22 protein-coding genes are annotated in these 24,605 nt (G+C 67.0%); 6 read left to right on the top strand and 16 right to left on the bottom strand.

Annotation, left to right across the window (positions count from 1 at the left end; all coding sequences use genetic code 11):
• Window positions 1-22: 22 nt before the first annotated feature.
• Window positions 23-847, bottom strand: a complete 825-nt coding sequence (locus AC13GF_RS07710) for an alpha/beta fold hydrolase (RefSeq protein ID WP_483004205.1) — start codon at window positions 845-847, stop codon at window positions 23-25.
• 186 nt (window positions 848-1,033) lie between these two features.
• Here AC13GF_RS07710 and AC13GF_RS07705 point away from each other — a divergent pair, with 186 nt between their 5' ends.
• Complete coding sequence (locus AC13GF_RS07705; protein WP_483004204.1) at window positions 1,034-1,420, top strand: hypothetical protein; 387 nt, start codon at window positions 1,034-1,036, stop codon at window positions 1,418-1,420.
• A gap of 69 nt (window positions 1,421-1,489) precedes the next feature.
• Here AC13GF_RS07705 and AC13GF_RS07700 read toward each other — a convergent pair whose 3' ends face one another.
• The 13 genes from AC13GF_RS07700 to AC13GF_RS07640 form a co-directional block, all read right to left on the bottom strand.
• Window positions 1,490-2,203: a DUF2968 domain-containing protein gene (locus AC13GF_RS07700; RefSeq protein WP_483004203.1), complete on the bottom strand. Its 714-nt coding sequence runs from the start codon at window positions 2,201-2,203 to the stop codon at window positions 1,490-1,492.
• A gap of 99 nt (window positions 2,204-2,302) precedes the next feature.
• The gene (locus AC13GF_RS07695; RefSeq protein ID WP_483004202.1) at window positions 2,303-4,468 is read right to left on the bottom strand and encodes a TadG family pilus assembly protein; all 2,166 of its coding nucleotides are present in this window, start codon (window positions 4,466-4,468) and stop codon (window positions 2,303-2,305) included.
• A gap of 8 nt (window positions 4,469-4,476) precedes the next feature.
• Window positions 4,477-4,935 carry a DUF3613 domain-containing protein gene (locus AC13GF_RS07690; protein WP_483004201.1) on the bottom strand — a complete coding sequence of 153 codons (459 nt, stop codon included), beginning with the start codon at window positions 4,933-4,935 and terminating at the stop codon, window positions 4,477-4,479.
• Complete coding sequence (locus AC13GF_RS07685) at window positions 4,932-5,828, bottom strand: tetratricopeptide repeat protein (RefSeq protein WP_483004200.1); 897 nt, start codon at window positions 5,826-5,828, stop codon at window positions 4,932-4,934. Before AC13GF_RS07685 ends, AC13GF_RS07690 begins: the two co-directional genes overlap by 4 nt.
• Window positions 5,828-6,763 carry a type II secretion system F family protein gene (locus AC13GF_RS07680; protein ID WP_483004199.1) on the bottom strand — a complete coding sequence of 312 codons (936 nt, stop codon included), beginning with the start codon at window positions 6,761-6,763 and terminating at the stop codon, window positions 5,828-5,830. The genes AC13GF_RS07685 and AC13GF_RS07680 overlap by 1 nt, the downstream gene beginning before the upstream one ends.
• A gap of 28 nt (window positions 6,764-6,791) precedes the next feature.
• Window positions 6,792-7,748: a type II secretion system F family protein gene (locus AC13GF_RS07675; protein ID WP_483004198.1), complete on the bottom strand. Its 957-nt coding sequence runs from the start codon at window positions 7,746-7,748 to the stop codon at window positions 6,792-6,794.
• Between the two features lie 2 nt (window positions 7,749-7,750).
• Window positions 7,751-9,100, bottom strand: coding sequence for a TadA family conjugal transfer-associated ATPase (locus tag AC13GF_RS07670; RefSeq protein WP_483004197.1), 1,350 nt, complete (start codon window positions 9,098-9,100; stop codon window positions 7,751-7,753).
• On the bottom strand, window positions 9,085-10,341 hold the full coding sequence (locus AC13GF_RS07665; protein WP_483004196.1) for a CpaE/TadZ family protein: 1,257 nt from the start codon (window positions 10,339-10,341) through the stop codon (window positions 9,085-9,087). The genes AC13GF_RS07670 and AC13GF_RS07665 overlap by 16 nt, the downstream gene beginning before the upstream one ends.
• A 27-nt stretch (window positions 10,342-10,368) precedes the next feature.
• Window positions 10,369-11,727, bottom strand: a complete 1,359-nt coding sequence (locus AC13GF_RS07660; protein WP_483004195.1) for a type II and III secretion system protein family protein — start codon at window positions 11,725-11,727, stop codon at window positions 10,369-10,371.
• Between the two features lie 18 nt (window positions 11,728-11,745).
• Window positions 11,746-12,783: a Flp pilus assembly protein CpaB gene (gene cpaB, locus AC13GF_RS07655; protein ID WP_483004194.1), complete on the bottom strand. Its 1,038-nt coding sequence runs from the start codon at window positions 12,781-12,783 to the stop codon at window positions 11,746-11,748.
• Window positions 12,784-12,806: 23 nt separating this feature from the next.
• Window positions 12,807-13,283 carry a TadE/TadG family type IV pilus assembly protein gene (locus AC13GF_RS07650; RefSeq protein ID WP_483004193.1) on the bottom strand — a complete coding sequence of 159 codons (477 nt, stop codon included), beginning with the start codon at window positions 13,281-13,283 and terminating at the stop codon, window positions 12,807-12,809.
• Window positions 13,280-13,825 (bottom strand): A24 family peptidase, encoded by a 546-nt coding sequence (locus AC13GF_RS07645; protein WP_483004192.1) that lies wholly within the window; start codon window positions 13,823-13,825, stop codon window positions 13,280-13,282. Before AC13GF_RS07645 ends, AC13GF_RS07650 begins: the two co-directional genes overlap by 4 nt.
• A 66-nt stretch (window positions 13,826-13,891) precedes the next feature.
• A complete protein-coding gene (locus AC13GF_RS07640) occupies window positions 13,892-14,083 on the bottom strand; it encodes a Flp family type IVb pilin (protein WP_010485145.1) in 192 nt (63 codons plus the stop codon).
• A 685-nt stretch (window positions 14,084-14,768) separates the two neighbouring features.
• Here AC13GF_RS07640 and AC13GF_RS07635 point away from each other — a divergent pair.
• The 4 genes from AC13GF_RS07635 to AC13GF_RS07620 all read left to right on the top strand — a co-directional run bounded on the left by AC13GF_RS07635 (window position 14,769) and on the right by AC13GF_RS07620 (window position 22,445).
• Entirely contained in the window at window positions 14,769-15,749 is a 981-nt protein-coding gene (locus AC13GF_RS07635) for an AraC family transcriptional regulator (RefSeq protein ID WP_483004191.1), read from the top strand.
• Between the two features lie 235 nt (window positions 15,750-15,984).
• On the top strand, window positions 15,985-21,135 hold the full coding sequence (locus tag AC13GF_RS07630) for an ESPR-type extended signal peptide-containing protein (protein WP_483004190.1): 5,151 nt from the start codon (window positions 15,985-15,987) through the stop codon (window positions 21,133-21,135).
• A 61-nt stretch (window positions 21,136-21,196) separates the two neighbouring features.
• Complete coding sequence (locus tag AC13GF_RS07625) at window positions 21,197-22,033, top strand: outer membrane protein assembly factor BamE (protein ID WP_483004189.1); 837 nt, start codon at window positions 21,197-21,199, stop codon at window positions 22,031-22,033.
• 148 nt (window positions 22,034-22,181) lie between these two features.
• The gene (locus tag AC13GF_RS07620; protein ID WP_006450485.1) at window positions 22,182-22,445 is read left to right on the top strand and encodes a DUF6959 family protein; all 264 of its coding nucleotides are present in this window, start codon (window positions 22,182-22,184) and stop codon (window positions 22,443-22,445) included.
• A gap of 79 nt (window positions 22,446-22,524) precedes the next feature.
• On the opposite strand, the gene AC13GF_RS07615 is transcribed toward AC13GF_RS07620, so the two are convergent.
• Window positions 22,525-23,352, bottom strand: a complete 828-nt coding sequence (locus AC13GF_RS07615) for a class I SAM-dependent methyltransferase (protein ID WP_483004188.1) — start codon at window positions 23,350-23,352, stop codon at window positions 22,525-22,527.
• Between the two features lie 63 nt (window positions 23,353-23,415).
• Here AC13GF_RS07615 and AC13GF_RS07610 point away from each other — a divergent pair, with 63 nt between their 5' ends.
• Window positions 23,416-23,823 (top strand): MerR family transcriptional regulator, encoded by a 408-nt coding sequence (locus AC13GF_RS07610; protein ID WP_049437693.1) that lies wholly within the window; start codon window positions 23,416-23,418, stop codon window positions 23,821-23,823.
• A 31-nt stretch (window positions 23,824-23,854) separates the two neighbouring features.
• On the opposite strand, the gene AC13GF_RS07605 is transcribed toward AC13GF_RS07610, so the two are convergent.
• Entirely contained in the window at window positions 23,855-24,571 is a 717-nt protein-coding gene (locus AC13GF_RS07605; RefSeq protein WP_483004187.1) for an MgtC/SapB family protein, read from the bottom strand.
• Window positions 24,572-24,605: the final 34 nt, after the last annotated feature.

Here is a 24,605-nt window from a genome sequence, read left to right as displayed (position 1 = left end):
GTTACGGCGCCGCCGCGGCACATCAGCTTCGTGCGAACGCGAGCAGGTCGGCGTTGAACTGGTCGGCGTGGGTGACGGTCAGGCCGTGCGGCGCACCGGGGTACACCTTCAACTCGGCGTCCTTGATGATCTGCGAGGACAGCCTGGCTGAGGCATCGAACGGCACGATCTGGTCGTCATCACCGTGCACGACCAGCGCCGGGACGTCGATCTTCTTCAGGTCCTCGGTGTAGTCCACTTCCGAGAACTCGTGCACGCAGTCGTACTGGCCCTTGACGCCACCGAGCATGCCCTGCAGCCAGAACGAATCACGCATGCCCTGGGTAACGGTGTTGCCGTCGCGGTTCGCACCGAAGAACGGTGTGGTCAGGTCCTTGAAGAACTGCGAACGGTCGCCGCCGGTACCGTTGCGGATACCGTCGAAGACCTCCAGCGGGGTGCCGGCCGGGTTGCCGGCGGTCTTCAGCATCAGCGGCGGAACGGCGCCGACCAGCACCACCTTGGACACGCGCTTGCTGCCGTGGCGGCCGATGTAATGGGCCACTTCGCCGCCGCCGGTGGAATGGCCGACCAGGATCGCGTCCTTCAGGTCCAGCGTCTCGATCATCGCGGCCAGGTCATCGGCGTAGGTGTCCATGTTGTTGCCGTCCCAGGTCTGGCTGGAGCGGCCGTGGCTGCGACGGTCGTGAGCGATCACGCGGAAGCCGTTCTGGCCCATGAACAGCATCTGCGGGTCCCAGGCATCGGACGACAGCGGCCAGCCGTGGGCGAACACGATCGGCTGGCCGGTACCCCAATCCTTGTAGAAGATGCGGGCGCCGTCGGCGACGGTGACGAAGTTGCTCATTGCGGTTTCCTTGGCGGAAGGGAGGGAAGGCACTGGCGTGGATGCCGGTGCCGCCGGCAGTACAGCGCAGCGCCAGACCGGCGACTTGCACGGGTGTGCTGGATTACGTCGGATGTGACGCGTATCGCTCTGGCACGAAGCCGTTCCGGCATTGAGGATGGAGGTAGCCCTGCCGAGGAGCCTGCAATGTCGAATGCGTGTTGGAGTGTGTTGTTGTGCCTGCTGCTGGCCACGGGGGCCAACGCTCAGACCAACGTCTACAAATGCGTGGACGGGGCGCATCCGGTCTATCAGCAGACGCCGTGCCAGGGGCGTGCCGAATGGCGCTGGGAGGTGCCGGCGGAGCTGCCCTCAACAGGTGCGACCGCGGCCAAGGCAGCGAGCCCGGCCTCAAGCCGTCCGCGTGTGGTGCAGCAGGGCCGTGCGCGGGCTGCACTGATACCGATCAGCGCGGATCCCGCCGCCTGTGAGCGTGCGCGGCAGCAACGCGGGAAGGTGCTGGCCAATGGCAAGCGCATGGACTTCGTGCAGCGCCGGCAACTGGACGATGCCGTGCACGAGGCGTGCCGTTGAAATGGAATGGTGCCGGAAACGACAACGGCGCCCGTGGGCGCCGTTGGACAGGATGCAAGGTGCTGGACCTCAGCGACCGTCGCTGGCCGCCGCCGGTGCCGGCGAGGGCACGCTGTCCGGCTTGGGCAGGCTCAGTTCCGGGTTGCCCTGTTCGGCCTGCAGTATCTGGATGCGGCGCTGCAGGGAATCCAGCTGGCTGTTGGTGCTCTGCACGTCGCTGCTCAGGCTGACCGCCTGCTGCTGGGCCTGCTGCAGGGCAGCGCTGACCTGGGCCGACTGTGCCTGCTGCTGTTCCATTTCCTGCTGCAGGGTGCGCAGGCGTTCCTCGTTGTAGGCCACCAGGCGCTCGGTATAGCGCTTGCCGGCTTCCAGGCGGGTGGTGTCGATGTAGACCTGGGCCAGTTGCTCGGACTGCTGCGCGAAGGTGCGGTAGACACGCTCGGCGTTGTCGACGGCATCGGTCTTGATCACCCGCCAGAAGTTCTTCTCCTGGAACAGGGCGACGTAGTAGGTCAGGGTGCTGGCATTGAACAGCAGGCTGGCGCCGTAGTTGCCGTTGTAGGTGGTGCGCAGCTCGGTCAGCTGGCGGGCATCCATCAGCTGCTTGAGCTCGTCAACGGTGTTGCGCACCACCGGTGCGGTACGTGCGGCCGGCTCTGCGGCTGCCTCGCGGTCGCCACGGGCAGCCATTGCCGCCGGTGCCACCAGCATCATGGCCACGGCCAGCAGTGCCGCGCCGCGCGCGTGCCGGGCGAAGACCGCGCCCCCTGAAGTTTCTCGCATGTCTAGACCATCCACGGATGAGTGTGGGTTGAGATGAAGGTGGTTCCCCGCCGGGAGTCTAGCATGTGCACGGGCGCCGCCAAGGGCGCCCGTCACGGGTCAGTAGACCAGTTGTGCGGGCGTGCACTGGATGGACTGGACATGCACATCCGTACGGCCCAGTTCCAGGCCCAGCACCTGGGCCAGCAGCGAGCGCAGCAGCGAGCCGACGCTGTTGAGCAGTGGCTTCAGGACATCCAGGGCGGGCTTCAGCAGGAAGCACAGCAGTCCCGAACAGCTGACCGGGCCATTGCCGGGGGCGGTGACGCCGTCGCCGGCGAACTGGTCCAGGAAGCCGTCCTGGGCGGTCTGCAGGTAAGACGCGAGGTTCTGCGTCATGCAGTTGTTGTAGGCCTGGTCGCTCAAGGAAATCAGCAGGCTTGCACAACGGTTGACGGTCAGTCCGCCGAGCAGGCTACCCAGCAGTGCCGGCAGCACGCCCAGCCCTTCGCCAGTCACGGCCGTGCGATAGCCTTTCCAGACCGAGCCATCCTCCCAGCATGTGAGCAGGCCCACCAGGCAGGGTTTTGGAACACCCTTGGGTACATTCCACGCGCCCAATGGCTTCAGCCCCCGTGTCTGGTCGCCAAGTTCCAGCAGCTTGATCGACGCATCGACGTCATAGCGATTGCGACCAACGTTGGCTGCTTTCAGGTAGCGATCGGCCAACTGCGCTGCGGTCGAGCCCTGGCTCATGCCATCGTCGCGCGGATCGAGCACGCCGGACAGTACGCGCAGCAGTTCGCTGACCAGTTCGGACACGGCGGTGCCCACCTCCAGGGAGTTGACCTGGGTTGAACCGGTCGCGCCGGCGGGGAGGGTGAGGCTTTGAGTGTCGGTCAGCGTATTGACCTTGATGCTGTCATTGATCAACGGAGCGCCGAGCAGCGTCAGCATCTGTTCCTTCTGCAGGGTGTCGCCACAGACATTCTGCTTGGAGAACCGCTCGCTGTCGGCCACCTTGCCGACGCAGGCGCGCAGTACGGAGGACTCGACCTTGATCGTCGCGGTGGGAGGCGTGCTGCCACATTGGAGGCTGGTCAGGGTCGCCATTGCATTGGTCACGTCTGCATGGACCGGCAGCTTCAGGCGGATGCCCAGCAGTGAAAGCACGCCGCCTGCAACGGGAATGTTGTTGGTGTCGATGTCGAGGAAGACGCGGATCTGCGCGTTGTAGGCGCGCGAGCCAATGCCACCGATGGCGATCGACGGCGGTTCCACCACGGCGGCTTTCGCATTGACCAGGCCCAGCAGGTTGAGTTCATTGACCGAAACTGCACGGCCGCCATTGGCGATGCTGATGCTGGTGCCGATCAGGTCCAGCACATTGACATCGGCCTGCAGCGCGCTGGAAATCGTTCCATCCGGCGCGACCACGCGTGCGAACAAGCCGCCGCCGCTGTCATCGGAGCCGAGTTTCACCTCCAGCTGCTTGAGGTCGATGCCCTTCACGACCAGGGCATTCTCCAGTGCACTCAGGTCCACGTGGGCAACGCCCTGCTGGCTCAGCAGGTCAACGGTCGCCTGAAGGATCTTGCCCAGCTTGACCGTGCGGCCAGCCAGCAGATTGTTGAACTCCGCCACGCCCATGTTGACGTCGATCGGAATGCCCAGTGCCTGCAGCAAGCCATTCGGGGTGATGTGCGCCTGTGCAAGGCCGTCGTAGCCGAGCAGGGTGGTCTTGTCGAGGTCGGCACCCACCAGTTTCAGGACATTTCCCAGTGGCGTGTTGCCGTTGATGCGCAGCAGTTGCGAGCCGACACTGAAAGCTGCCGTAGGCTCTGCACGGCGCGCCACGGCCTGCGCGGTCACGGTCGGCAGGCTGCTGTTCTGCCCGAAGAAGGGAAGCACCGCGCGGCGGGTGATGACACGGACGGCGTTGCGTTGATTCGCTGCATCGACGACCGGACTGAAGTGCCCCTCGGTGGCCCGGGTCACGTTCCAGTTTCCGCAACGGATTTCCAGGCTTCCGGCGAACTTGTTCTGGGTGAGTGCACTCTGCCGCGCAGCACTGTTGTCGCTGTTGTCCGAGGTGCACAGCTCCAGTCGTTGCGCTCCAGCCAGTGCGGCCAGATCAGCGGCTTTCTGCGCATCGCGCTTGGCCCAGAACAGGTAACCGATCTCGATCAGGCCCAGCATCGCCAGCAACGCCAGCATGACCAGCATCATGGTGATCGACATGCCGCCCCGTGGGCGGCTGAAACTGAACTGGCGTGGGCGTTTCATGGCCTACCTCAGCGTCCGGATGAGGATGATCCCTTGGACTTGGCGACATCGGTTTCAAAGAAGTCCGGGATCTCGTGTTCGAAGCTCTTCATGTAGCGGGCGTAGCTCAGCGTCGCCTGGTCGCCAAGGATCGGCAGGTGCTGCCCGGCCTGTTGCCCCGATGCCTGCAGGCGGAACAGGTTGCGCGTGGTATCGCCGATCTGGCTGCGGCCGGGTCGCGCGGCCGCAGCGCTGCCGTCGGTGATGGCCACCGCTGCAGGCGCCGCCTGCGGCACCGGTGCTGGCGGGGTCGCCAGGTCCACGGTGGCCAGTGATTCGGACTGCAGCGGTTGCGAAGCCGGCGCAGCCGGCGTGCTGCCGCCAAGCATCTGCCCGGTCAGCGGCTGTTGCTGCGCCTGCACGGCGGCGGCCGGTAACAGGCAGATCAGAACGGGCAGCAGGCGTCGGGTCAGGGGCGTCGCGGTCATGGTGTGTTCCCGTTCGGGTGGTCGGAGGCGCTGAAGCGTTCCAGCATCGAGGGCGGCAGGCGCTGCGGATCGCGCTCATCGTGGCTGTCGCGGCGTGGTTCCGCCGCCAATCGCGTGGCGCCGGGCGGGTTGCTGGCGGCATCGCTGGCGGGAGCACGCGCAAGGGCCGGCACGACTGCGGCAGCTGCCGCTGCGGCCTGGCGCTGCTGCAGGCGGGCACGGATCTGTGCCGCCTGCTGCTGGATGCTGAGCCGGGTGTCCTCATTGAGGTTGGCCTGCTGGGCGAGGCGTTCGGCGGTGGCGGTGTCGCCACGCAGCACCGCCCACAGGGCGAGGTTGGCGGTGGCCTTGGCATTGCCTGGCGACAGCTCCAGCGCCTTGGCCAAGGGTTCGCGTGCGCGCTCGAACTGCCCGGCGCGCAGCCGCGCATAGCCGAGGTCACCGAGATAGCTTGTATTCAAGGGCTGCAGTTCGGTCGCCCGCGCCAGTGCCTGCTCACTGCCGGCGTCGTCGTCGCGGCGCGCGGCAATCAGGCCCAGGCCATGGGCGGCCGCGGCGGCCTGGGGGCCACCGGAAAGATCGCGGTACAGGGGGATCGCCGCATCGGCCTGGCCGGTCTCGCGTAGCGCGTCGGCCTGCAGCAGGCGCAATGCCGGCGGATCGCCGTAGCGCTGGCGGAAGGCGTCGACGTGAGCGAGCGAGGCATACCATGCGCCTTGCTGCTGCATGCGCTCGATCAGTTCCAGGTAGGCATTGCGGCTGTCCTGTGGCGCCGGTTCGGGCGCGGCCAGGCTGGGCGCGCGCAGGTACTTCGGCGTGGTCGATGCACAGCCGCTGGCGCCGGCAACGGCGGCCAGGGCAACAATCAGGCAGGAAGTGCGCAGGGCAGGCATCAGGGGGACCCCATCTTGGACATGGTGGTGGCCAGCGCGACCAGCGCCGGGCCGGCAAGGACCAGCATCAGCGCTGGCAGCAGGGTCAGCATCATCACCACGGTCATCTTCACCGAGAGCTTGCCGACCTTTTCCTTCAGCGTGTTGCGACGCTGTTCGCGCAGGCGGACGCTGAACTGCCGCAGCGGCTCCTGTACCGCGCCGCCATGGGCGTGCACCTGCAGGATCAGCTGCATCAGACTGGTCAGGTCATCGTCGGCATAGACCTCGCTCAGCCGGCGCAGCGACTGCGCGCGCGTGCGGCCATGGGTATAGGCGACGTTGGCCTCCTGCAGCTCGCCGCCGAGGACCGGCAATGCATCGCGCAGCTTGTCGCCGAGCGTCTGCAGGCTCTGGTCCATGCTGAAACCCACGCCCTGCAGCAGGCGCAGCAGGTCGATCAGCAGCGGCAGCTCGTTGTCGACCGCGCGCCGGCGCCGCTTCACCCAGGAGGAGAGAATGAACTTGGGCAGCAGCAGGCCGGCGGCCAGGGCGCCGATGATCACCATGATCCTGGCCAGACCCGTGACGCTGCTGAATGTCAGCACCAGTGCCAGCACCAGCACGGCCAGCAGCAGGCGCAGGCCGAGGTAGATGGCCGTACCGCGGCGGGTGTTCCACCCGGCCAGATCCAACAGCAGTCGGTCTTCGTTGGCCAGCAATGCCGTTTCCAGGCGGCCGCCGCTCAGGGCACGGCCGAAGCGTTCGAGCCAGCCCAGTGAATCGTGCCGTGCAGGTTCGGTGTCACGGGACTCCTCGCGCGGCTGCAGGGCGGTCTTCAAGGTGGCCGTTGTACGCTGCTCACGATGGCTGCGTACCCAGCCGCCGATACCGAGCAGGGCGATACCGGCAGCCAGCACGAGCAGGGAGAGGGCGAACCAGGCGCTGGCGCTCATCGGTCATCTCCGGCGGGGCGGGGGTGGCTCATAGTGATTTGGCCAGGCGATACAGCAGGAAGCCACCGACAAGCTCCATGCCCAGTGCAAGCAGCAGGATCTTGTGGCCGAGCGGATCGTGCAGCACCGGCTGGAAGAAATCCGGGCTGGCGATCGCCATCAATACCGCGCAGGCCGGGGGCAACAGGCCCAGCACCCACGCTGACATCCGCGTCTCCGAGGTCGTCGCTGCAAGCTCCTGCTGGGCCTGTTCCAGATCGCGCATGAAATCGCCCATGCGCTGCAGGATCTGGTCGGAGCGGCCGCCGATGCGCACGCTGACACCGATCACCACCGACAATACCTTCAGTACATCCATGCGATAGGGATGCGAGGACTGTGCGAGTGCACGGTCCAGCTCCATGCCGCTGCGCGCAAAGCGCACCGTGGTGTCCAGCAGCCCGCGCAACGGCGCACTGGTCTGCATCGATGCAACCTGGAACGCAGCCTGCAGGCTGTTGCCCAGTGCAGTCAGCCGCACAAGGTTGTCGAGGAAGTCCGGCAGTTGATGCAGCAGTTGCGCACGCAGCTTCGTGGTCCGCCGCATCACCCACAGCCAGCAGCCAAGCAGGTACAGCAGCAGGGTCAGAGGAAACATCCACGCGGTGCCCAGCCGCAGCATCGCGACCACCGACAGTACCAGCCCCGGCACCAGCAGCATGATCGGAATTTTCCAGCCGGTCTGCAGGCCGGCGCGCTGCAGCAGGCCATCCAGCGGCAGCACGCGGCGCCCGCCGCCGGCAGGCCGTGCCGGGTCGTTGGCCGCGGTGACGGACGGCCCGGCGGGTGCTCCGCCCGTGGCGCTTCCACGCGAAAGCTGCTGCTCGGCGTGGCGCAATGAAACCTGTCGTTGTTCACGGCTGCTGGCCGTGCCCCACAGCCACGCCGCCAGCGCCAGCAGCACCGCGATGATGCTCAACACGCCCAGCAGCGCGCCGGTGCCCATGCTCAGAAGTCTCCGTAAAGCGATTCACGCAGCTGCTGGCGGAACGGCTCCAGCTTGTGCGAGTGCGGGTGGAAGCCCAGCCCGATCCAGCGATCGGTTTCCTTGCCGTTGCCGTCGATCTGCAGTTCGTGGCGGAACATTTCCTGGGTGGTGATCAGGTTGTCGCTGACACCGGTGATCTCGGTGATCGAGACCAGCACGCGGCGGCCGCTGCCCAGGCGCGAGATCTGCACGATGAAGTCGATGGCACTGGCGATCTGCCGGCGCAGGCTGTCCTCGCTGCCCTGGAAGCCGGCAAAGCCGGCCAGCATCTCGATCCGGTACAGGCAGTCGCGCGGTGAGTTGGCGTGGATGGTCGCCATCGAGCCGTCGTGGCCGGTGTTCATCGCCTGCAGCATTTCCAGCACCTCGGCGCCGCGCACCTCGCCGACCACGATGCGGTCGGGGCGCATGCGCAGGCTGTTGCGGACCAGATCGCGGATGCTGACCGCACCGTGGCCTTCGGCGCCACCGATACGGCTTTCCAGACGAACCACATGCGGGTGGTTGAGCGAGAGTTCGGCGGTGTCCTCGACGGTGATCACGCGCTCGTTCGCGGGGACGTAGCTGGCCAGGGCGTTCAGCAGCGAGGTCTTGCCCGAGCTGGTGCCGCCGGACACCAGGATGTTGCAGCGGCCCAGCACCATCGCCTTCAGCAGGGCCTGCATCGGCGCATCGAAGGTGCCCTTGGCCAGCAGTTCATCGGGCGTGAACGGATCCTTGCGGAACTTGCGGATGGACACCATCGGTCCGTCCACCGCCAGTGGCGAGATGATCGCGTTGAGGCGGCCGCCGTTGGGCAGGCGCGCATCGACCATCGGATTGGAATCATCCAGCCGGCGCCCAAGCGGGGCGAGGATGCGGCGCAGGATGCGCAGCAGATGCGTATCGTCGGTGAAGCGCTGGGTGGCCCGCTTGAGCTGGCCGCCCTGGGACACGTGCACATCCTTGAAACCGTTGATCAGGATGTCTTCGATGGACGGGTCGTGCAGCAGGTCGTCCAGCGGGCCGAAGCCGGTCAGCTCCTTGACCAGGCCGTCGGCGACCACCTGCATTTCCTCTTCGTTGATCGGGATGCGCCACTCCTGGATGAAGCCCACCGTCTGCACCTGCACCCAGCGGGCGATGGTGTCGGGGGCCCAGGAATCGATGTCGATCCGCTCGTCCTCGATGCTGTTGAGCAGGTGCTCATGTGCGGCCGACAGCACCTTCTGGTACTGCTCGGTCTGCGCGAACGGTTGGTGGCCCGGCGCGCTTTCGGGCAGCACCGGCCGGGCAACGGCATGCGGGAACGGGGTTACCTTGTCTTCCATTGCGATCCACCCAGGGCAAGGGAGAGTCTTTCCCGCAGGCCCTGCGCCTGGACCGGGCAGGCAGCCGGATCCAGGCGCGAAACCAGCGGGGCGAGGGCACGCAGGTAGGGGTCGCGCGGCGCATCCTGCAGCAGCAGGTGGCCCTGGCTGGCAGCCAGGCGCACGCGCGGTCGTTCGGGAAGCGTGGCCAGCAGGGGTACCTCGAAGCGGCGCGCGATCTGCTCCGGGCTCATGCCGCTGCTGTCATCGTGGCGGTTGATCACCAGCTGCAGTCGCTTCTCGCGCTCGCGCTGCCCGGCAAGGTGCTTCAGTGCCTGGTCGAGCGACACCAGCGTGGCGATGGAGGCATCGGTGACCAGCCAGATCTCGTCGGCCTGGTCCAGCAGCAACGGCGGCAGCTGACGCAGCGGGCAGCCACCGGCATCACACAGCACGCTGGCGAACACAGTGCGCAAGCGCTGCAGCAGGGCACCCGGATCGGACGGCGGCACCGCATCGCTGCCGCTGGCGCGGTCCAGCAGCACCAGCCCGGAATCGTGACGGGCCATGGCCGTGCGGGCGAGCGTGGCGTCGATGCGGCTGGCGTTGCGCAGCGCGTCTTCGTAGTGGAAGCGGCTGTCCAGGTTGAGGTACAGCGCGAGGTCACCCGAAGGCTGGGCCAGCTCCATCAGCAGGCCGTCCTGCAGCAGTGCCTCGCCCTGTGCCAGCGCACGGGTCTGCTGAGCCAGCACCGAAAGATGTGCGGCCAGCGTACTGGTGCCGACCCCGGCGCGCACGCCCAGCAGCACGATCAGGCGCGCCTTGTGCGCGTGTTGCGCGGCGGCAGCCGGTCGTGGCGACAGGGCGCGACGCAGCGCGGCCTCGATGCCGACGTTGTCGCTGTCCAGGTCCAGCACATCACGCAGGCCCGCCCGCAATGCGATGACGACGCCTTCCACCTGGCCGGCACTGGTGGCACCGACGGCAACCAATGCTAGGTCCGGCTCTGTCTGTTGCAGTTGCTGCGCCAGCACGCTGGAGGCGGCAGCATGTTCGGGGCGGAAGTCGAGCAGCACAAGGCTCTGCGGCCCGCGTTGCAGGTCCTGGGCGGAGGTCGGCATGCTGCTGTCCTGCCAGTGCAGGGTGGTGGTCGGCGGCAGTTTGGCCGCCAGCCGGGGCAGCAGTTCGCGATCCATTCCGTACAGGACCAGGTTCATCGGCGGTCCTTGCGGATGCAGCGGCTGGGCAGTGGCGTAGGGCATGGGCGTGGTATCGCAGGCATCATGGAATCAGCGTGAGAAGCCGGGCACCGGGTCCTGGCTGATCGGACCCAGCAGCCAGGCGCCCCATTCGGGCATGTGCGGCTTGGCTTCGCGGTCGCCGGGCAGTGGCAGCTCGGTGTTGCGTGCCAGCGGCTTCACCAGGCGTGGTGTGACGATGATCACCAGTTCCTTGTCCTGGCGCTTGTAGTCGAAGTTGCGGAAGAACGAGCCGATGATCGGCAGGTCACCCAGCAGCGGAATCTTGCCGACGCTGGAAACCACGTTGGAACTGACCAGGCCGCCGATCACGAAGCTCTCGCCATCGCCCAGCTCGACCGTGGTGTCGGCGCGGCGGGTGGTGATCGAGGGAATCTGCACGCCGTTGAGCGCGATGGCGTTGCTGTAGTCCAGGTCGCTGGCTTCCGGAGCGACTTTCAGGGCGATGCGGTTCGGCGCCAGTACCGTTGGTGTCACCGTCAGGCCGATGCCGAAGGGCTTGTAGGTGATCGTAGTGGTGCCCAGCCCCTGCGGTTCCAGGATCGGCAGCTCGCCGCCGGCCAGGAAACTGGCGCTCTGCCCGGACAACGCGACCAGTGTCGGCTCGGCCAGCACACGGGCCATGCCATTGCTCTGCAGCAGGTCGACGTCGGCATTCCACAGGCCCTTGGTCGAGCCGAATACCAGGCGGAAGGCCGAAGAAATGGGCGATTCGGCTTCGTTGCCGGAGTTGCCTTCCTTCATGCCGGGCAGGATGCCGGTGTTGCCCGGCAGCTGGCCACCCGGTCGGGCGAAGCCGTAGGCGAAGTTGCCATTGCGGTTCTGGAAGCTGATGCCGATCTGCTTCAGTGCGGTCTTGTTGAATTCGACCACCTTGACCTCGACCTGGACCACGCCGCCGCTGCTCACCGTGGATGCGTCGGCAAGCAGGCCATCCTTGCCCAGGGCCATGGCGGCAGTCTTCTGCTCCTGCATGTGCGAAAGCACACTGTCAGTGCTTCCCTGCAGCAGGCCCTGATTGTCCTGCTGGGTGAATACCAGTCCGTTCGCGCCGGCATCGGCCGCACCCTGCACCGCGCTTTGTACCCGCACCTGCAGGCGCTGTGGCTCGGCCTGCTTGCGGTGCCAGAGCAGGAGCGTGGTGGTGCCCGGCGCCTTGCCGACCAGCAATGCCTGGCGCTGGCCGCGCAGCATCACGATATCGGCCACGCCCGGATCGGCAATCGCAACCCGCTCCAGATCACCCGGCAGAGTCCAGGGGCGTTGCTCACGTGCCTGCAGCACCAGGTCGTCGGCGGCCACGCTCGTCGCCGGTGCCAGCAGCACCAGCAGCAGGGCCAGCCAGCGCTGGCGGGGGGAAGGGCGTGGACTGCGGCGACGTTCGGTCATGGATGCGCTCGATGCAGGTCAAAGGGAACCACGGGGGGCGGAGCTGTCACCTCGGATGATCTCGATGCCCGATGCGCGCGGGGCGCTGCGCCGCGGTGCGGGTGCACGTGCCGGGGCATCCTGGGTGCTGCGCGCCGGCGTGTTGCTGCGGCCGGCCAATGCATCGCCGTCGATGCCGGCAAAGGCGTGATTCTCTGGCCGCTGCAGCGCGAGCTGCTGTTCCGCATCCAGGCCGCGCAGCGGATCGATCACGCCGCGTGCCTGCGGGAACAGCGCCAGATCGGGCTGGCCGGAATCGGCAGGGTTGCGCAGGGCAAGGAACAGCTTGCCCTGCTGTGCACCCAGCAGCAGCCGGTTGGCATCGGCCACCGGCACCGCCAGTACCGCGCTGCGTGCGGGCTGGGCGGTCTCGCTGCCCGTGCTCTGGGTGCTGCTGCTTCCAGTGATGTCGGCGGCGCGTGGATCGTTGCGGACATCAGCCTCACTGCTGGCAACAGCGTCATGGTTGGCCGGGGCGATGTCCTGCTGGCCATAGCTGAGCACGCGCAGGCGCGACAACAGCAGGCGCGTCTGTGCCGCCTCGGCCGGGCCGCTGGGGTTGGATTGGGCAGTGCGCAGGTTGAGGAACACGTCGACGAAATCACCCGGCAGGATGCGGTTGCCGGCACCCACCAGCTCGTCGACCGGGACCGCGAGTGCGCGTTCTCCGGGGCGCAGCTGCAGCGAGAATCCCTGCGCGAGTGCATTGCTGCTGATCGCCGTGCCTTCGGCGATGTCCTGCACCGGCACCTTTCCGACTACGGCGGAAATGCTGGTGGCGGCGCCGGCAACCGGGGCGCTGCGCTGTGCGAGACGCAATCCATTGGCAGAGATCGGTTCGCCGGCCGGCAGTCGTGCCACCGCCTCCACCACGGTGATCGCCTGGGCATCGCTCCGCGCGACCGGGGCAACCGTGGCCGGCGCGGCCTGCTTGCGCCCGATCATCAAGGCGATCACCGCCAGCAGCACGGCCAGCCCGATCAGGGCGACGGCAGCGATGCGGGTCAACTTGAGCATGGAACCGTCTCCTGTACCGAACGTCAGTTGCCGCTGCCGAGGTCGAGCTGAGCGACCGCGACGCTGCGGATGGGAGCCCGCATCACCCACTTGTAAAGCGTGGCGGTGCCGGGCAGGAAGGGATGGCTTGCGTAGTCGTAGCTGACTGTCACGGTCATGCACTGGGCGCTGGCCAGTCCGGCGCAGGGGGCCTGCGCGGAGACCAGAATGGCGTTGCTTCCGCCATTGCTGCAGTCGACCGGCTGACCCGAGAAGTTCAGCAGCCACTGCATCGAACTGCGTGCCGCAACGCAGGCGGCCGTACGGCGTTCGTTGGCGCTGCCATAGCGCAGCGATGCACGCGCACCCTCGGCCGAGGCGGTTGCCAGCGTCTGCTGGGCCGCCATGATCATCACGCCTGAGAACGTGAACAGCAGCAGTGGCAGCAGGCCCAGCATCAACATCAGCGCGAACTCGATGCTGGCCACGCCGCGTTGCCGGCGTGGGTTGTGGATGTTCATGCCACACCTCCGTACGTGCTGATGAGGATCCAGGCGATGGCGGATACCGCCAGGTAGGCGGCGTAGGGAATACCTTGGCGTCCCTGGCGGGCGCTCTGCATCCCGCGCAGCGCCGGGTGCGAATGCCATTGCGAACTTGCCCGATGCATATGGGCTTGAAGACCGATGGGCAGTACTGGACCCAGCCGGCGTGACACCAGCACCAGTGCGGCATGTGCGCCTGCTGCGAGGCTGGCCGCGATCCAGATCGGCAGCAGTGCCTGCCAACCCAGCATCAATCCCAGTACCGAAAAGAACTTGACATCGCCGGCGCCCATCCAGCGCACCGCATGGAAAGGCAGCAATGCGACCAGGCCGAGCGCCGCGCCGGCAACGTGGGAAGCCCACGGCAGGCGCGGCGCGTTGAACTGTCCGGCGATAAGCACGACAGCGGTGATCGCGCATGCGGACAGCAGCCAGGCGTTGGGCACCCGACGGGCGTACAGATCGCTGATCGCGATCCGCAGGCACACACCGATGGCCAACAATCCCAGCAGTGTCATCGCACCCTCCATTGTCCGTCAGTGGACGCTCAGCAGTTGCTGTCCCTGATCAGCCTGGGACGCGGCTCAGGCCGGCGGGTTGCCCGATGCCTTGTCGGCAAGCTTGGTGAGATTCTCAAAGAGCGTTTCGAAGAAATCCTTGATCTGCGTGCTGCCCAGTGCGATCAGGACACCCGCAATCACAGCGGCCAGCAGGCCGTACTCGAGTGCGGTGACGCCATCTTCTTCCTTCAGGAACTTGCGGATCGATGCGTTCATGACGTTTGTCTCCCTCTACCTGTCTGCTACAGGACACCTGTTGGGCGGTGGCCCGGCTCCGCCGGGATCGTCCGTGGACCTCCGCACGTCCTGGCGGAGGAGGCACGGCGGGATGGACCCGCTGTGCTCAAGCAGGGTGATCGTTTCCAGGCGGGACGCCGTTCGCACAACCGCGACCGCGCGGCGCGGGGCCGGTGGTCGACGTGTCGAGCGATACGTGCATGGTCATGCTGTCCCCCTGGGTGCGGTCATTATCAAAGACCGGATCACCGTGTTATCGACTTTGCCTGAATGGCGGCCGGCTGCAACCGGAACCTATATGCAAATTCGGCAGAATCCCTTCGCTCCTTAATTTTTAAGCCGAGTTCTGTGACGGAAATCCGTTCGCTCGCACAACGATTCATCGACGTGCAGATAATGTGATTTGAGTTTTCAGCCGCATGCGAAAACTGTGCCAAAAGCGACAACCTGATTTTCACTTCTGTATCCATCTTATTCAGCGCGGTGCAGATGTTTACCTCGTTGAATTATCGGGCATACTCGTATTCAAGTACTCGCGTTTCTTTGGGGTGCGCACGTTGGCGGCGCGCATCCCGGTGATGGAAGAGATTCCATGAGAGGTGCGCGCCCTGTCAGGCAGTGGGGGCCGTATCGCACGACGGATAATCGGGGGGACGACACTGTCATGGTCGATGGTGGGGTAGGAGACAGCGACGACAGCGGCCTGCGGTCGATCGACCTGGCGACGCTGAGCGGCGTGCTTCGTGTATGTGATGTCGAACTGCTTCTGCTCGATGGCAATGGGCCGCGGGCGGCCTTCGCTTCACGCGTGCACGAGGAGGCGTTGTTCTGCAGCATCAGCTGTGGATTCCATTGCCGTGGACGTTTCATGCTGCCGCCGGACTGGGCGATGCTGGGGTATCTGCATGCGACCGATGAAACCCTGAGCTGGTGCCATGGCGTACCGCTTGCACCTGGGATGGCGTTGACCGTGATGCCCGAGGGCATCAGCGAGTTCACCCTGAGCCCGGGCACGCACATGACCCTGATGCTGGTACCGGTAGCACGGGTGCAGCGCAAGCTGACCGAACTGAGCCTGCGCAGCACGCCGCCGGCCGGACAGGCGCTTTCACTGTTCAACCTCGCCAGCGAGGCCGCCCCGCTGGCACAGCACTACCAGCAGCTGCACCTGCAGCTGGGCCAGGGCACAGGCCTGCAGCCGGAAGAAACCGAGCGGCTGCTGCACGAACACGTGCAGGCACTGCTGGGCGCGGGTTCCGCCGATCGCCCGGGTTGCAGCCGTGCGCGGCGCACGCATTATCTGATCGCGCAGCGGGCGGAAAACTTCATGCGCCTCAACCTGCGCCGCAATATCTACATGAATGAGATCTGCGATGCGGCCGGTGTCAGCGAGCGCGGACTGCGCTACGCGTTCGAGGATCTGTTCGGTACGTCGCCCAATCGTTACCTGTCGATGCTGCGACTGTGCGCGGCCTGCCGCAGCCTGTCGATGGCCGATTCCAGCCGCCGTTCGGTCAAGGCCATCGCCCTCAGTTGCGGCCTGTGGGACCTGTCGCGTTTCGCCGATAACTACCGCAAGGTCTTCGGCGAACTGCCGCGCGACACCCTGATGCGCGCGCCCGCGCAGATCGGCCAGCCCGCCTGATCCAGGCCCCGTAAGGGTTTCCCGGCAGTTCCTGCCGGAATTGCATATCCGCTTGCCGATATGGTTGCCGCTTCTGCATAACCGGCTGCCGATTCCGACCGTGGATTTGCCGGAATGCGCGATTGCCGTGCCGGAATGAAGTGCGCAGCCGCCGTTGCAAACGCTGAAATGTCAGTCACCTGCCTAACGGCAAGTCCACTGACATTCCAGTTGTTCGCCTACGGGGGAAATGCTCATGAACCGCATCTACCGGCGTGTATGGAACCGCCAGCTCAATGCTCTGGTTGTGGCCTCGGAACTGGCCACCGGCGACAGCGGCGGCAGCGCCGCCCGCGATCCCCGCAGTGCCCTGCTAATGCCGACCGCACTGGCCCTGGCCCTGCTGTGCGCGCTGGCCAGCGGGCATGCAGGAGCATCCGAATCCAATCAGTCTCTACGTGACCTGCAGGCACTGGCCGCAAAGTACGCGCAGCCGATGCCGGTCAAGGTCGACGCGGAAGTGGCGCTGGCCGCCGCATCGCGCCAGGCGCAGAGCAGTCCGGCGATCAGCGCTGATGCGCGTGTCGGCCTGCAGCTGAGTACCAACGCGCTGCCGATCGTGCGCGACGTGCTGCCGGCCACCGTGCAGGTGAAGCTGGCGGCAAATGCCGCGCCGAAGCAGGTCGCGGTTCCTGCGCTGGCTGCCGATGTCCGCGCCGATGTCGGGTTGGGGCACGCAGCGTCCAATGTGGCGAAGATTGATGCCTCGCTGGCGGCCAACGTTGCGCCGTCCGCGCATGCGCCGCTCGGTGTGGCTGCGGATGTGCAGGCGAAGGCCGGGGTTGGCATCGCCGGTGCCCAGGTGGCCTCGATCAACACCGGTGCCAAGGCGGCCGCCGCTGTTGCTGGCGCATCCGCTGGCGCGCTGTCCGGCCTCAAGGCGTCCGTTGACGGCAAGGTGGATTCGCAGCTGAAGCTGGCGGGCCACCAGATCGACGGCCAAGGGCAGGTCAAGGCGACGGCGGCGGTCACGCTGCCGGCCAAGGAGGAGCTGCCGGGCGAGACCCATGATCGCGCGATCACCGCAGCCTTCGATACCGGTGTTGCCGGCAAGGTGCGCGTGCAGGCGCCGGATGGCCAGGAAGTCGTGGCCGACCGCAATCTGAAGCTGGCCGGGCAAGCGACCGTGGCAGCGCAGAACAGCGCGTTGGGCGTCGGTGGCCTGGTGGGCGGCGTTGTCGGCGCGGCAGGTGGCGCCGTGGGTGGCGTGCTTGATGGCACCGTAGGCAACACGGTCGATGCGGTCGGCGGCGCCGTGCACGGTACCGTTGGAACGGTGGGCGGCGCAGTGGGCAGCACGCTCAACGGCGCAGTTGGCACGGTTGGTGGTGTTGTAGGCGGCGCGCTCAACGGCACTGTTGGAACTGTTGGTAGCGCAGTCGGCGGCGTACTCAACGGTGCAGTTGGCACGGTTGGCGCAGTCGGCGGCACCGTGGGTGGTGCACTCAACGGCACGGTCGGTTCGGCCGGCAGCGCAGTGGGCGGCGCACTCAATGGTGCAGTTGGCACGGTGGGTGCAGTCGGCGGCACCGTGGGTGGTGCACTCAACGGCACGGTCGGTTCGGTCGGCAGCACAGTCGGCGGCGCACTCAACGGTGCGGTTGGCACGGTGGGTGCAGTTGGTGGCGCCGTGGGCGGCACGCTCAACACTACAGTGGGTGCGGTGGGCAGCACCGTCGGCGGTGTACTCAATGGCGCTACAGGTGGCAGCACCGGTGGCCTCGGTGGCCTGCTGGGCGATACGCTTGGCAATGTCGGCGGCGCCGTCGGCAACCTGCTCAATGGCAACCTCAATGGCACCATCGGCAATCTCGGCAGTGCCGTGGGCGGCCTGGTCGGTGGCACGCTCGGCGGCCTCGGCCTGACCAAGCCCTCGGCGATCCCGCCGACCAGCCCGAAGGCGCCGGCTCCGGCCGACCCGAATGCGGGCCTGATCATCGGCACTGGCGGCCTGGTCGGCAATGTCGGCCAGCTGATCGGCCCGACCACCACCAGCCTGTTCGGTGGCAACGGCTACCTGAGCAACGGCAACCTCAAGCTCAGCAACGCCAACGTGATGCAGACCTACTCGACGGTCAATGTGCTGGGCCTGCCGGTGGTCAACCTGTCGCCGGTCGGCAGCACCCTCAATGGCCTCGGCGGCGCCGTCACCGGCGGCAGCTCGCACCTGACCCTGATCGGTGGCGTCACCTCCGACAGCTACATCTACAACATCAACAACGGCAATCCCGGCGGCCTGCTCGGGCTGCTGCTGCCGAAGGACTCGCCGGCATGGGCCGCCAAGTGCCTGGACATCGTTCTGGCTGACATCTCCTGCTGGGCCGTCAATGCGGCGCAGGACTACCAGGTGCTGATGGGCGACGGTGCCTTCGCCAATGGTTCGAAGGAGGTGGTGATCGGTGCCAATGCACGGCACGAACTGCCGAAGGTCGATGCCAACGTCGCCTTCCCGGGTGCAGGCACCAATGACCCGAGCAACCCCACTGGCGTGCCGACCGCCGACTACGCTGCGCGCATGGGCCATTCGGTGATCGTTGGTGACAGCGCGGTGGGTACCGCCAACGGGCAGACCCTGCTCGGTGCCGAGGCCACCTCGAACCAGGCCAACTCGGTCGCACTGGGCTACCGCTCGGCCGCGCTGCGCGGTGCCCAGGCCAGCTACAGCGCCTATGGCCTCACCGCGCCGCAGGTCTCTGCCGGTGAAGTGTCGGTGGGCACCGCCGGTGGCGGCGAGCGCCAGATCACCAACGTCGCGGCGGGTAGTGTCAATACCGATGCGGTCAACGTGGCCCAGTTGAAGGGCGCCATCAGCCTGATCGATGATGTGGCGGCCGCTGCGGTGACCTACGACCTGGACGGCGCCGGCAATCCGAACTATCGCCGTGTCACGCTCGGGGCGGGCACCGGCACCACCACCATCGGCAACCTGGCCGGCGGCGCAGTCACGGCCGGCAGTCTGGAAGCGGTCAATGGCGGCCAGCTGTCCACGACCAACGCTGCCATCGCCGGCTTCTTCGGTGGTCGCGCGGCGTTCGACCCGGCCAGCGGTGCCTTCACCGCACCCCTGTTCGAGATCAGCACCATCTCCACCGGCGGCGCCATCGCCAAGGGCCTGTATGAGAACGCCACCGATGCCTTCGCTGCGGTGGACGGTTCGCTGGTCAACCTCAACACGCAGATCACCGACATCCGTAACGGTGGCACCAAGTACCTGCGGGTGAACTCGACCGGTACCGAGGCACTGGCCAGCGGCGCCGACTCGATTGCGGTCGGTACCAACGCCCGCGCAACCGCCGCCAACAGCATCGCGGTTGGCGCCGGCAGCCTGGCTGACCGTGCCAACAGCGTGTCCATCGGTGCCGCCGGTGCCGAGCGCCAGGTCACCAACCTGGCGGCCGGTACCGCAGCGACCGACGCGGTCAACCTGGGCCAGCTGCAGGCCTCTGAGCAGGGCGCTCTGCGCTATGACCTCAACGGCGACGGCAGCGTCAACTACGCCAGTGCCACGCTCGGCCAGACCGGCACCGCCACCACGCTGCGCAACCTCGGCCCGGGCCAGGTCAGTGCCACCAGCAGCGAGGCCATCAACGGAGCCCAGCTGTTTGCTGCCAACCAGGCCGTGGCCACTCATCTGGGTGGTGGCGCGGCGGTCAACGCCAGCGGCGTACTGACCGCACCGACGTACTCGATCAACAACGTCGCCGCCAACGGCACCGTGACCAAGGGCAGCTACAACGACGTCGGTACCGCCTTCGATGCGGTCAGCAACTCGCTGGCCAACGTCGCCGACCAGACCGGCGAGATCGACAAGCTTGCCGTGAAGTACGACGTCGACGGCAGCGGCAACGTGCTCAACAGCGTGACGCTGACGGGCACCGGCACCGGCGCGGTGAAGATCACCAACGTCGCCGCCGGCAGCATCCTGGCCGGCAGCAGCGATGCCATCACCGGCGACCAGCTGTTCAACACGAACAGCACCATCGCCAACTACTTCGGTGGCACGACCGCCTACAACGGCACCACCAACGTGTGGACCGCGCCGAAGTTCAGCATCTCCAGCATCGCCACCGATGGCACCTTCACCAGCGGCGACTACAACAACGTCACCGCCGCCTTCACTGCAGTGGACGGCTCGCTGAAGGTCCTCAACCAGCGCATCACCAACGGTGGCGGTGGCAGTGCCTACCTGGCGGTGAACTCGACGGCAGCGGCTGCAACGGCTGCCGGTGCGGAAGCGGTGGCGGTCGGGCCGCAGGCCAGTGCAGCCGGTGCCAACAGCGTGGCGGTCGGCAACGGCGCCAGCGCCAGCGCCGGCAACAGCGTGGCGCTGGGTGCCGGTTCGGTGGCCAGCGTTGGCGCCCAGAGCGGCTATACCGGCGCGTACGGGCAGACCGGCGCCAGCAACTCGGCCGGTGAGGTGTCCATCGGCAGCACTGGCAGCGAGCGCAAGATCACCCATGTCGCCGACGGCTCCGATACGTACGACGCAACCAATGTCGGCCAGCTGAAGAACGGCGTGAACTACGCCATCGACGAATCGAAGAAGTACACCGACCAGAAGATCCAGAACATCACCAACGTGGCCGGCAGCTTCCGCGCCAACAACACCAACAACCTGGCCGATCCGTCCGCCAGCGGTGCCAACTCGGCCGCAGGTGGCGCAGGCTCCACTGCCGCCGGTGCCAACTCGACCGCGCTGGGCAATGGTTCGCAGGCGCAGGCCGACAACTCGGTGGCGCTGGGTGCGGGTTCGGTGGCGAATCGGGCCAACACGGTCTCGGTGGGTGCCGCCGGTGCCGAACGCCAGGTGGTCAACGTGGCCGACGGTTCGCAGGCCACCGATGCGGTCAACGTGCGCCAGCTGCAGGCCTCGCAGCAGGGCACGATCCGCTACGACACCACGGTGAACGGTGCGACCAACTACAACAGCGTCACCTTGGGCAGCACCAACAGCGGCCCGACCACGGTGCGCAACGTCGCCGCCGGCACCGCCGGTACCGACGCGGTCAACGTGGACCAGCTGAAGTCGGGCATGGCGCAGACCCTGGATTGGTCGAAGGCCTACACCGACGAGCGCATGGGTGGCTTCGAGCGCGACCTGCGCAAGACCGACAACCGCGCTTCGGCCGGTATCGCCTCGGCGATGGCCACCGCAGCCCTGCCGCAGCCCAGCGAAGCGGGTCGCAGCATGGCCTCGGTCGCCGCCGGCAGCTACAACGGCGAGTCGGGCGTGGCAGTCGGTATCTCCGGTGTCTCCGAGGGAGGGCGCTGGATCTACAAGTTCAGCGGCTCCACCAACAGCCGTGGCGAGGCCGGTGTGGCCGTCGGTGCCGGCATCCAGTGGTGATCCCCGCCGCCGGGCCGCATGCGCGGCCCGGCATCGCGGAAACGTCCAAAGGGGGAATGACATGAAACAGCATCGCATCGCCCGCACCGGCCAGATGGCCGCAGTGCTGGGCCTGGTCCTGGGAATGGGCCTGTTGGCCGCCTGCCGCAGCCATGCGCCGGCCGCCGAGGGTCCTGCCGAAACCACCGCCGTGCAGTTCCCGGAGGCCTCGAAGGCCTCGTTGAAGGAAGGCATCTATCCCGACGTCGCCGACCTGCGCCGCTTCGCGCCGGGCATGAGCAAGCGGCAGCTGTATACCTTGCTGGGCACGCCGCACTTCAACGAAGGCATGTGGGGCGTGCGCGAGTGGAACTACCTCTTCAACTTCCGCACCGCGCAGGGCGCGGAGTATTTCACCTGCCAGTTCCAGGTGCGCTTCGACAGCAAGGGCATCGCCCAGGGTGGCTACTGGAAGCCTGAATCATGTGCGGCGGTGCTCGACCCGCCGCGGCCGCCGGCGCCGCCTGCACCGGCGCCGCTGCCGGAGCAGCCGCTGCGATTGTCGGCCGACGCGCTGTTCGGCTTCGACAGCGCGGTGCTCAGTGCCGAAGGCCAGCAGGCCGTCCAGGGTGTGCTGGCGCAGGTGCGCGAGGCCAGCCAAGTGCAGTCGATCCGGGTGACCGGGTACACCGACCGTATCGGCAGTGCCAGCTACAACCAGACCCTGTCGCAGCGACGGGCCGAGGCCGTGCGCAGCGCGCTGGTGCAGGGTGGGGTGCCTGCGGCCAGCATCAGCGCCGAAGGGCGGGGCGCAGCCGAGCCGATCGTGCAGTGCGAGCAGCGCAACCGTCGCGAGCTGATCGCCTGCCTGGCGCCGAACCGTCGCGTGCAGATCGCCGGGATGGCCCAGCTGCGCTGAGAGTCCCGCACCGGGGCCATGCCCCGGTATCCCGAGTCCCCCCTGACCGTCGGCAGGACGTGGTTACGTCTCCCCCGTTGACCACGCCTGCTGGCGGCTCAGGTTTTCCCTGGTGCACGCGATGAACGCTCAATTCCTGCCTCTTTCCATGAAGACGGAAACCACACTCAGCGTGTACGGCCAGCTCGGCAACCATGCGGTGGTGCGCATTCCCGGGCGGCGCCTGCCGGGGTTGATCCTGCAGGCGGACACCGTGGCCGGCTTCCTTGCCCAGTTGCAGGAAGCCCAGGCTTGCCTGCGCAGTGGCCGCGCACAGCGCACCGACGCCGAACTGGACATGCTGATTGACGTGCTGCAGCAGTGGTATGCGCTGATTGAATCGCGCCTGGCCGACGCTGGCGAGGCGCTGTAGAAGAAAAAGGGGACGGAGGGGATTAAGTCGTTCTTGCCCCGGCTGTGCCGGAAACGACTTAATCCCCTCCGTCCCCTTTTTAGGCGCAGGCGCGGACCAGCCAGCAGGCGGCATCGACGCGCACACGGTCGCCCTCGATGAATGGGTTGAATGCCGCCAGCGCCGTGTTGCGGAGCGAGGTGGCCCGTTCTTCAGGCAGGTTGCGCAGCGCCAAGCCCAGTGGGCCCAGCTGTCCCACGTAGGTCGGCAGCGCATCGCGTGCGATCGAACACGGAAGGTCCACCGCAACCACCTCCACATCCTTCCAGCCGGCGGCCTGCAACAGGCGCTGCACGCGCTGGCCATCGGCAAAGGCGAACTGGCCGGGTGCTCCTGGCGCGCGTGGGGGTAGATCGAGTTCATCGCCAATGGCGCGTTCGGCCGTTGTCATGAACGGGTTCTCCGCTGCGCTGCGCCAGGCGATGAAACGCAGGCCGGCACCTGGCCGCGCGGCGCGGTGCAGGTTGGCGAAGGCCGCTTCGGTATCCTCGAAGAACATCACGCCCAAACGAGATTGGATCCAGTCGAAGTGCGCGGTGGGCAACGGATGCTGCTGTGCGTCGGCGACGATGAAGTCTGCGTCCAGTCCTGCCGCCTCGGCGCGTTCACGGGCCAGCGCCAGCATCGGCGCGGAGATGTCCAGGCCGGTGCAGTGCGCCGACGGGCGTGCGGCGGCTGATGCCAGCAGGCTGGCACCGGTACCGCAGCCTACATCCAGCAGTTGCGTGACGGTGTCGGGCAGTTCGTCGACCAGCAGGTCGGCCAGGGGTTGGAACAGACCGTCGAGGATGGCCTGCTGCGCAACCCAGATCTGGCCGCCGGGGCCGTTCCACAGGGCGTTCTGATCAACGGGGGGTGTACTGGTCATGGTCTTGCCTTGCGGGGAAGTCGCCCATAGGTTGGCGCTTGAAGGTCACTTGAGGTCAAGCCCGTGCGTGAACTGGATATCGGCGAGGTGGTCAAGCGCAGTGGCGTGCCGGCCTCGACCCTGCGCTACTACGAACAGCTTGGGCTGCTGCAGGCACTGGGCCGTCGCGGCCTGCGCCGGCAGTACGACGAGCAGGTGCTGGAACGGCTGGCGCTGATCGGTCTTGGCCAGGCGGCCGGGCTGTCACTGCAGCAGATCGGGGCATCGCTGCCGCCGCAGCGTGGATGTATCTCGCTGGACCGTGAGGCACTGCTGGCACAGGCCGATGTGCTGCAGCGGCAGATCACCCAGTTGCAGCGGGTGCGCCGGCACCTGCAGCGCGCGGCGGCCTGCCCGGAAGCGCAGGATGCGCGGCAGTGCGGTTCATTCCGCAAGCTGCTGCGGGCACAGCAGCGCATGGCGGGTGGGTGAGAGAAGCGCATCCACGCCATGCGTGGATGAATCAATCGCGGGTACTCACTTCCCACGTGGCGTGCAGCACGCCCGGCACGTGCTCCATCCGCGCCAGCACCACGTCCAGCTCGTCGGCGCTGACCGCGGTACTGACCAGCACCGCGATCACATCGGTGGGCGAATCGGCATGCTCGACCACCTGCACATCACCGACCGGATACTGCGCCGCTTCCAGCGCATCGACCAGGCGCTCGCGCACCCGCGGCACGGCTTCGGCATCCACGCTCAGGCGCACTTCGTAGGTGGCTTCGGTCGCCGCCTCGTTGATCGGGATGCGGTTGATCGCATTCACCAGCGGCCGCAGCAGGGTGTTGCCGGCGATGATCAGCACGGTCAGCAGCACGCCTTCGGCCAGCATGTCCGCGCCGGTGCAGCTGCCCACCGCCGCCGAGCACCACAGGGTGGCGGCGGTGTTCAGGCCGCGCACGTTCATGCCTTCCTTCATGATCACGCCGGCGCCGAGGAAGCCGACGCCGGAGACCACGTAGGAGATCACCCGCACCGCCTCGGCGCTGCCGGCGATGCGCATGCCCAGGTCGACGAAGGCGGCGGCGCCGACGGCCACCAGCACGTTGGTGCGCAGGCCGGCGGTGCGTTGCCGGTACTGGCGCTCGGCGCCGATCAGCGTGCCCAGCACGAAGGCGGCCAGCAGGCTCACCACGGTGTCGGCGAAAGGACCGGCCTGGAAGGTCTCAATGAAGCGCATGGCCGGAGTCTACCCGGTCGAGGTGACAGTAGAT

It is taken from the genome of Stenotrophomonas sp. 22LJNL06-5-1 (assembly GCF_056861455.1).
The sequence above is the reverse complement of the archived record's forward strand: the minus strand, read 5'-3'. Positions and strand labels throughout refer to the sequence as shown.

Bases quoted from the DNA above. Each gene is read 5' to 3' on its own strand.
- AC13GF_RS07710 (WP_483004205.1), bottom strand. From the start codon at position 847: ATGAGCAACTTCGTCACCGTCGCCGACGGCGCCCGCATCTTCTACAAG.
- AC13GF_RS07705 (WP_483004204.1), top strand. From the start codon at position 1,034: ATGTCGAATGCGTGTTGGAGTGTGTTGTTGTGCCTGCTGCTGGCCACG.
- AC13GF_RS07700 (WP_483004203.1), bottom strand. From the start codon at position 2,203: ATGCGAGAAACTTCAGGGGGCGCGGTCTTCGCCCGGCACGCGCGCGGC.
- AC13GF_RS07695 (WP_483004202.1), bottom strand. From the start codon at position 4,468: ATGAAACGCCCACGCCAGTTCAGTTTCAGCCGCCCACGGGGCGGCATG.
- AC13GF_RS07690 (WP_483004201.1), bottom strand. From the start codon at position 4,935: ATGACCGCGACGCCCCTGACCCGACGCCTGCTGCCCGTTCTGATCTGC.
- AC13GF_RS07685 (WP_483004200.1), bottom strand. From the start codon at position 5,828: ATGCCTGCCCTGCGCACTTCCTGCCTGATTGTTGCCCTGGCCGCCGTT.
- AC13GF_RS07680 (WP_483004199.1), bottom strand. From the start codon at position 6,763: ATGAGCGCCAGCGCCTGGTTCGCCCTCTCCCTGCTCGTGCTGGCTGCC.
- AC13GF_RS07675 (WP_483004198.1), bottom strand. From the start codon at position 7,748: ATGGGCACCGGCGCGCTGCTGGGCGTGTTGAGCATCATCGCGGTGCTG.
- AC13GF_RS07670 (WP_483004197.1), bottom strand. From the start codon at position 9,100: ATGGAAGACAAGGTAACCCCGTTCCCGCATGCCGTTGCCCGGCCGGTG.
- AC13GF_RS07665 (WP_483004196.1), bottom strand. From the start codon at position 10,341: ATGCCCTACGCCACTGCCCAGCCGCTGCATCCGCAAGGACCGCCGATG.
- AC13GF_RS07660 (WP_483004195.1), bottom strand. From the start codon at position 11,727: ATGACCGAACGTCGCCGCAGTCCACGCCCTTCCCCCCGCCAGCGCTGG.
- cpaB (WP_483004194.1), bottom strand. From the start codon at position 12,783: ATGCTCAAGTTGACCCGCATCGCTGCCGTCGCCCTGATCGGGCTGGCC.
- AC13GF_RS07650 (WP_483004193.1), bottom strand. From the start codon at position 13,283: ATGAACATCCACAACCCACGCCGGCAACGCGGCGTGGCCAGCATCGAG.
- AC13GF_RS07645 (WP_483004192.1), bottom strand. From the start codon at position 13,825: ATGACACTGCTGGGATTGTTGGCCATCGGTGTGTGCCTGCGGATCGCG.
- AC13GF_RS07640 (WP_010485145.1), bottom strand. From the start codon at position 14,083: ATGAACGCATCGATCCGCAAGTTCCTGAAGGAAGAAGATGGCGTCACC.
- AC13GF_RS07635 (WP_483004191.1), top strand. From the start codon at position 14,769: ATGGTCGATGGTGGGGTAGGAGACAGCGACGACAGCGGCCTGCGGTCG.
- AC13GF_RS07630 (WP_483004190.1), top strand. From the start codon at position 15,985: ATGAACCGCATCTACCGGCGTGTATGGAACCGCCAGCTCAATGCTCTG.
- AC13GF_RS07625 (WP_483004189.1), top strand. From the start codon at position 21,197: ATGAAACAGCATCGCATCGCCCGCACCGGCCAGATGGCCGCAGTGCTG.
- AC13GF_RS07620 (WP_006450485.1), top strand. From the start codon at position 22,182: ATGAAGACGGAAACCACACTCAGCGTGTACGGCCAGCTCGGCAACCAT.
- AC13GF_RS07615 (WP_483004188.1), bottom strand. From the start codon at position 23,352: ATGACCAGTACACCCCCCGTTGATCAGAACGCCCTGTGGAACGGCCCC.
- AC13GF_RS07605 (WP_483004187.1), bottom strand. From the start codon at position 24,571: ATGCGCTTCATTGAGACCTTCCAGGCCGGTCCTTTCGCCGACACCGTG.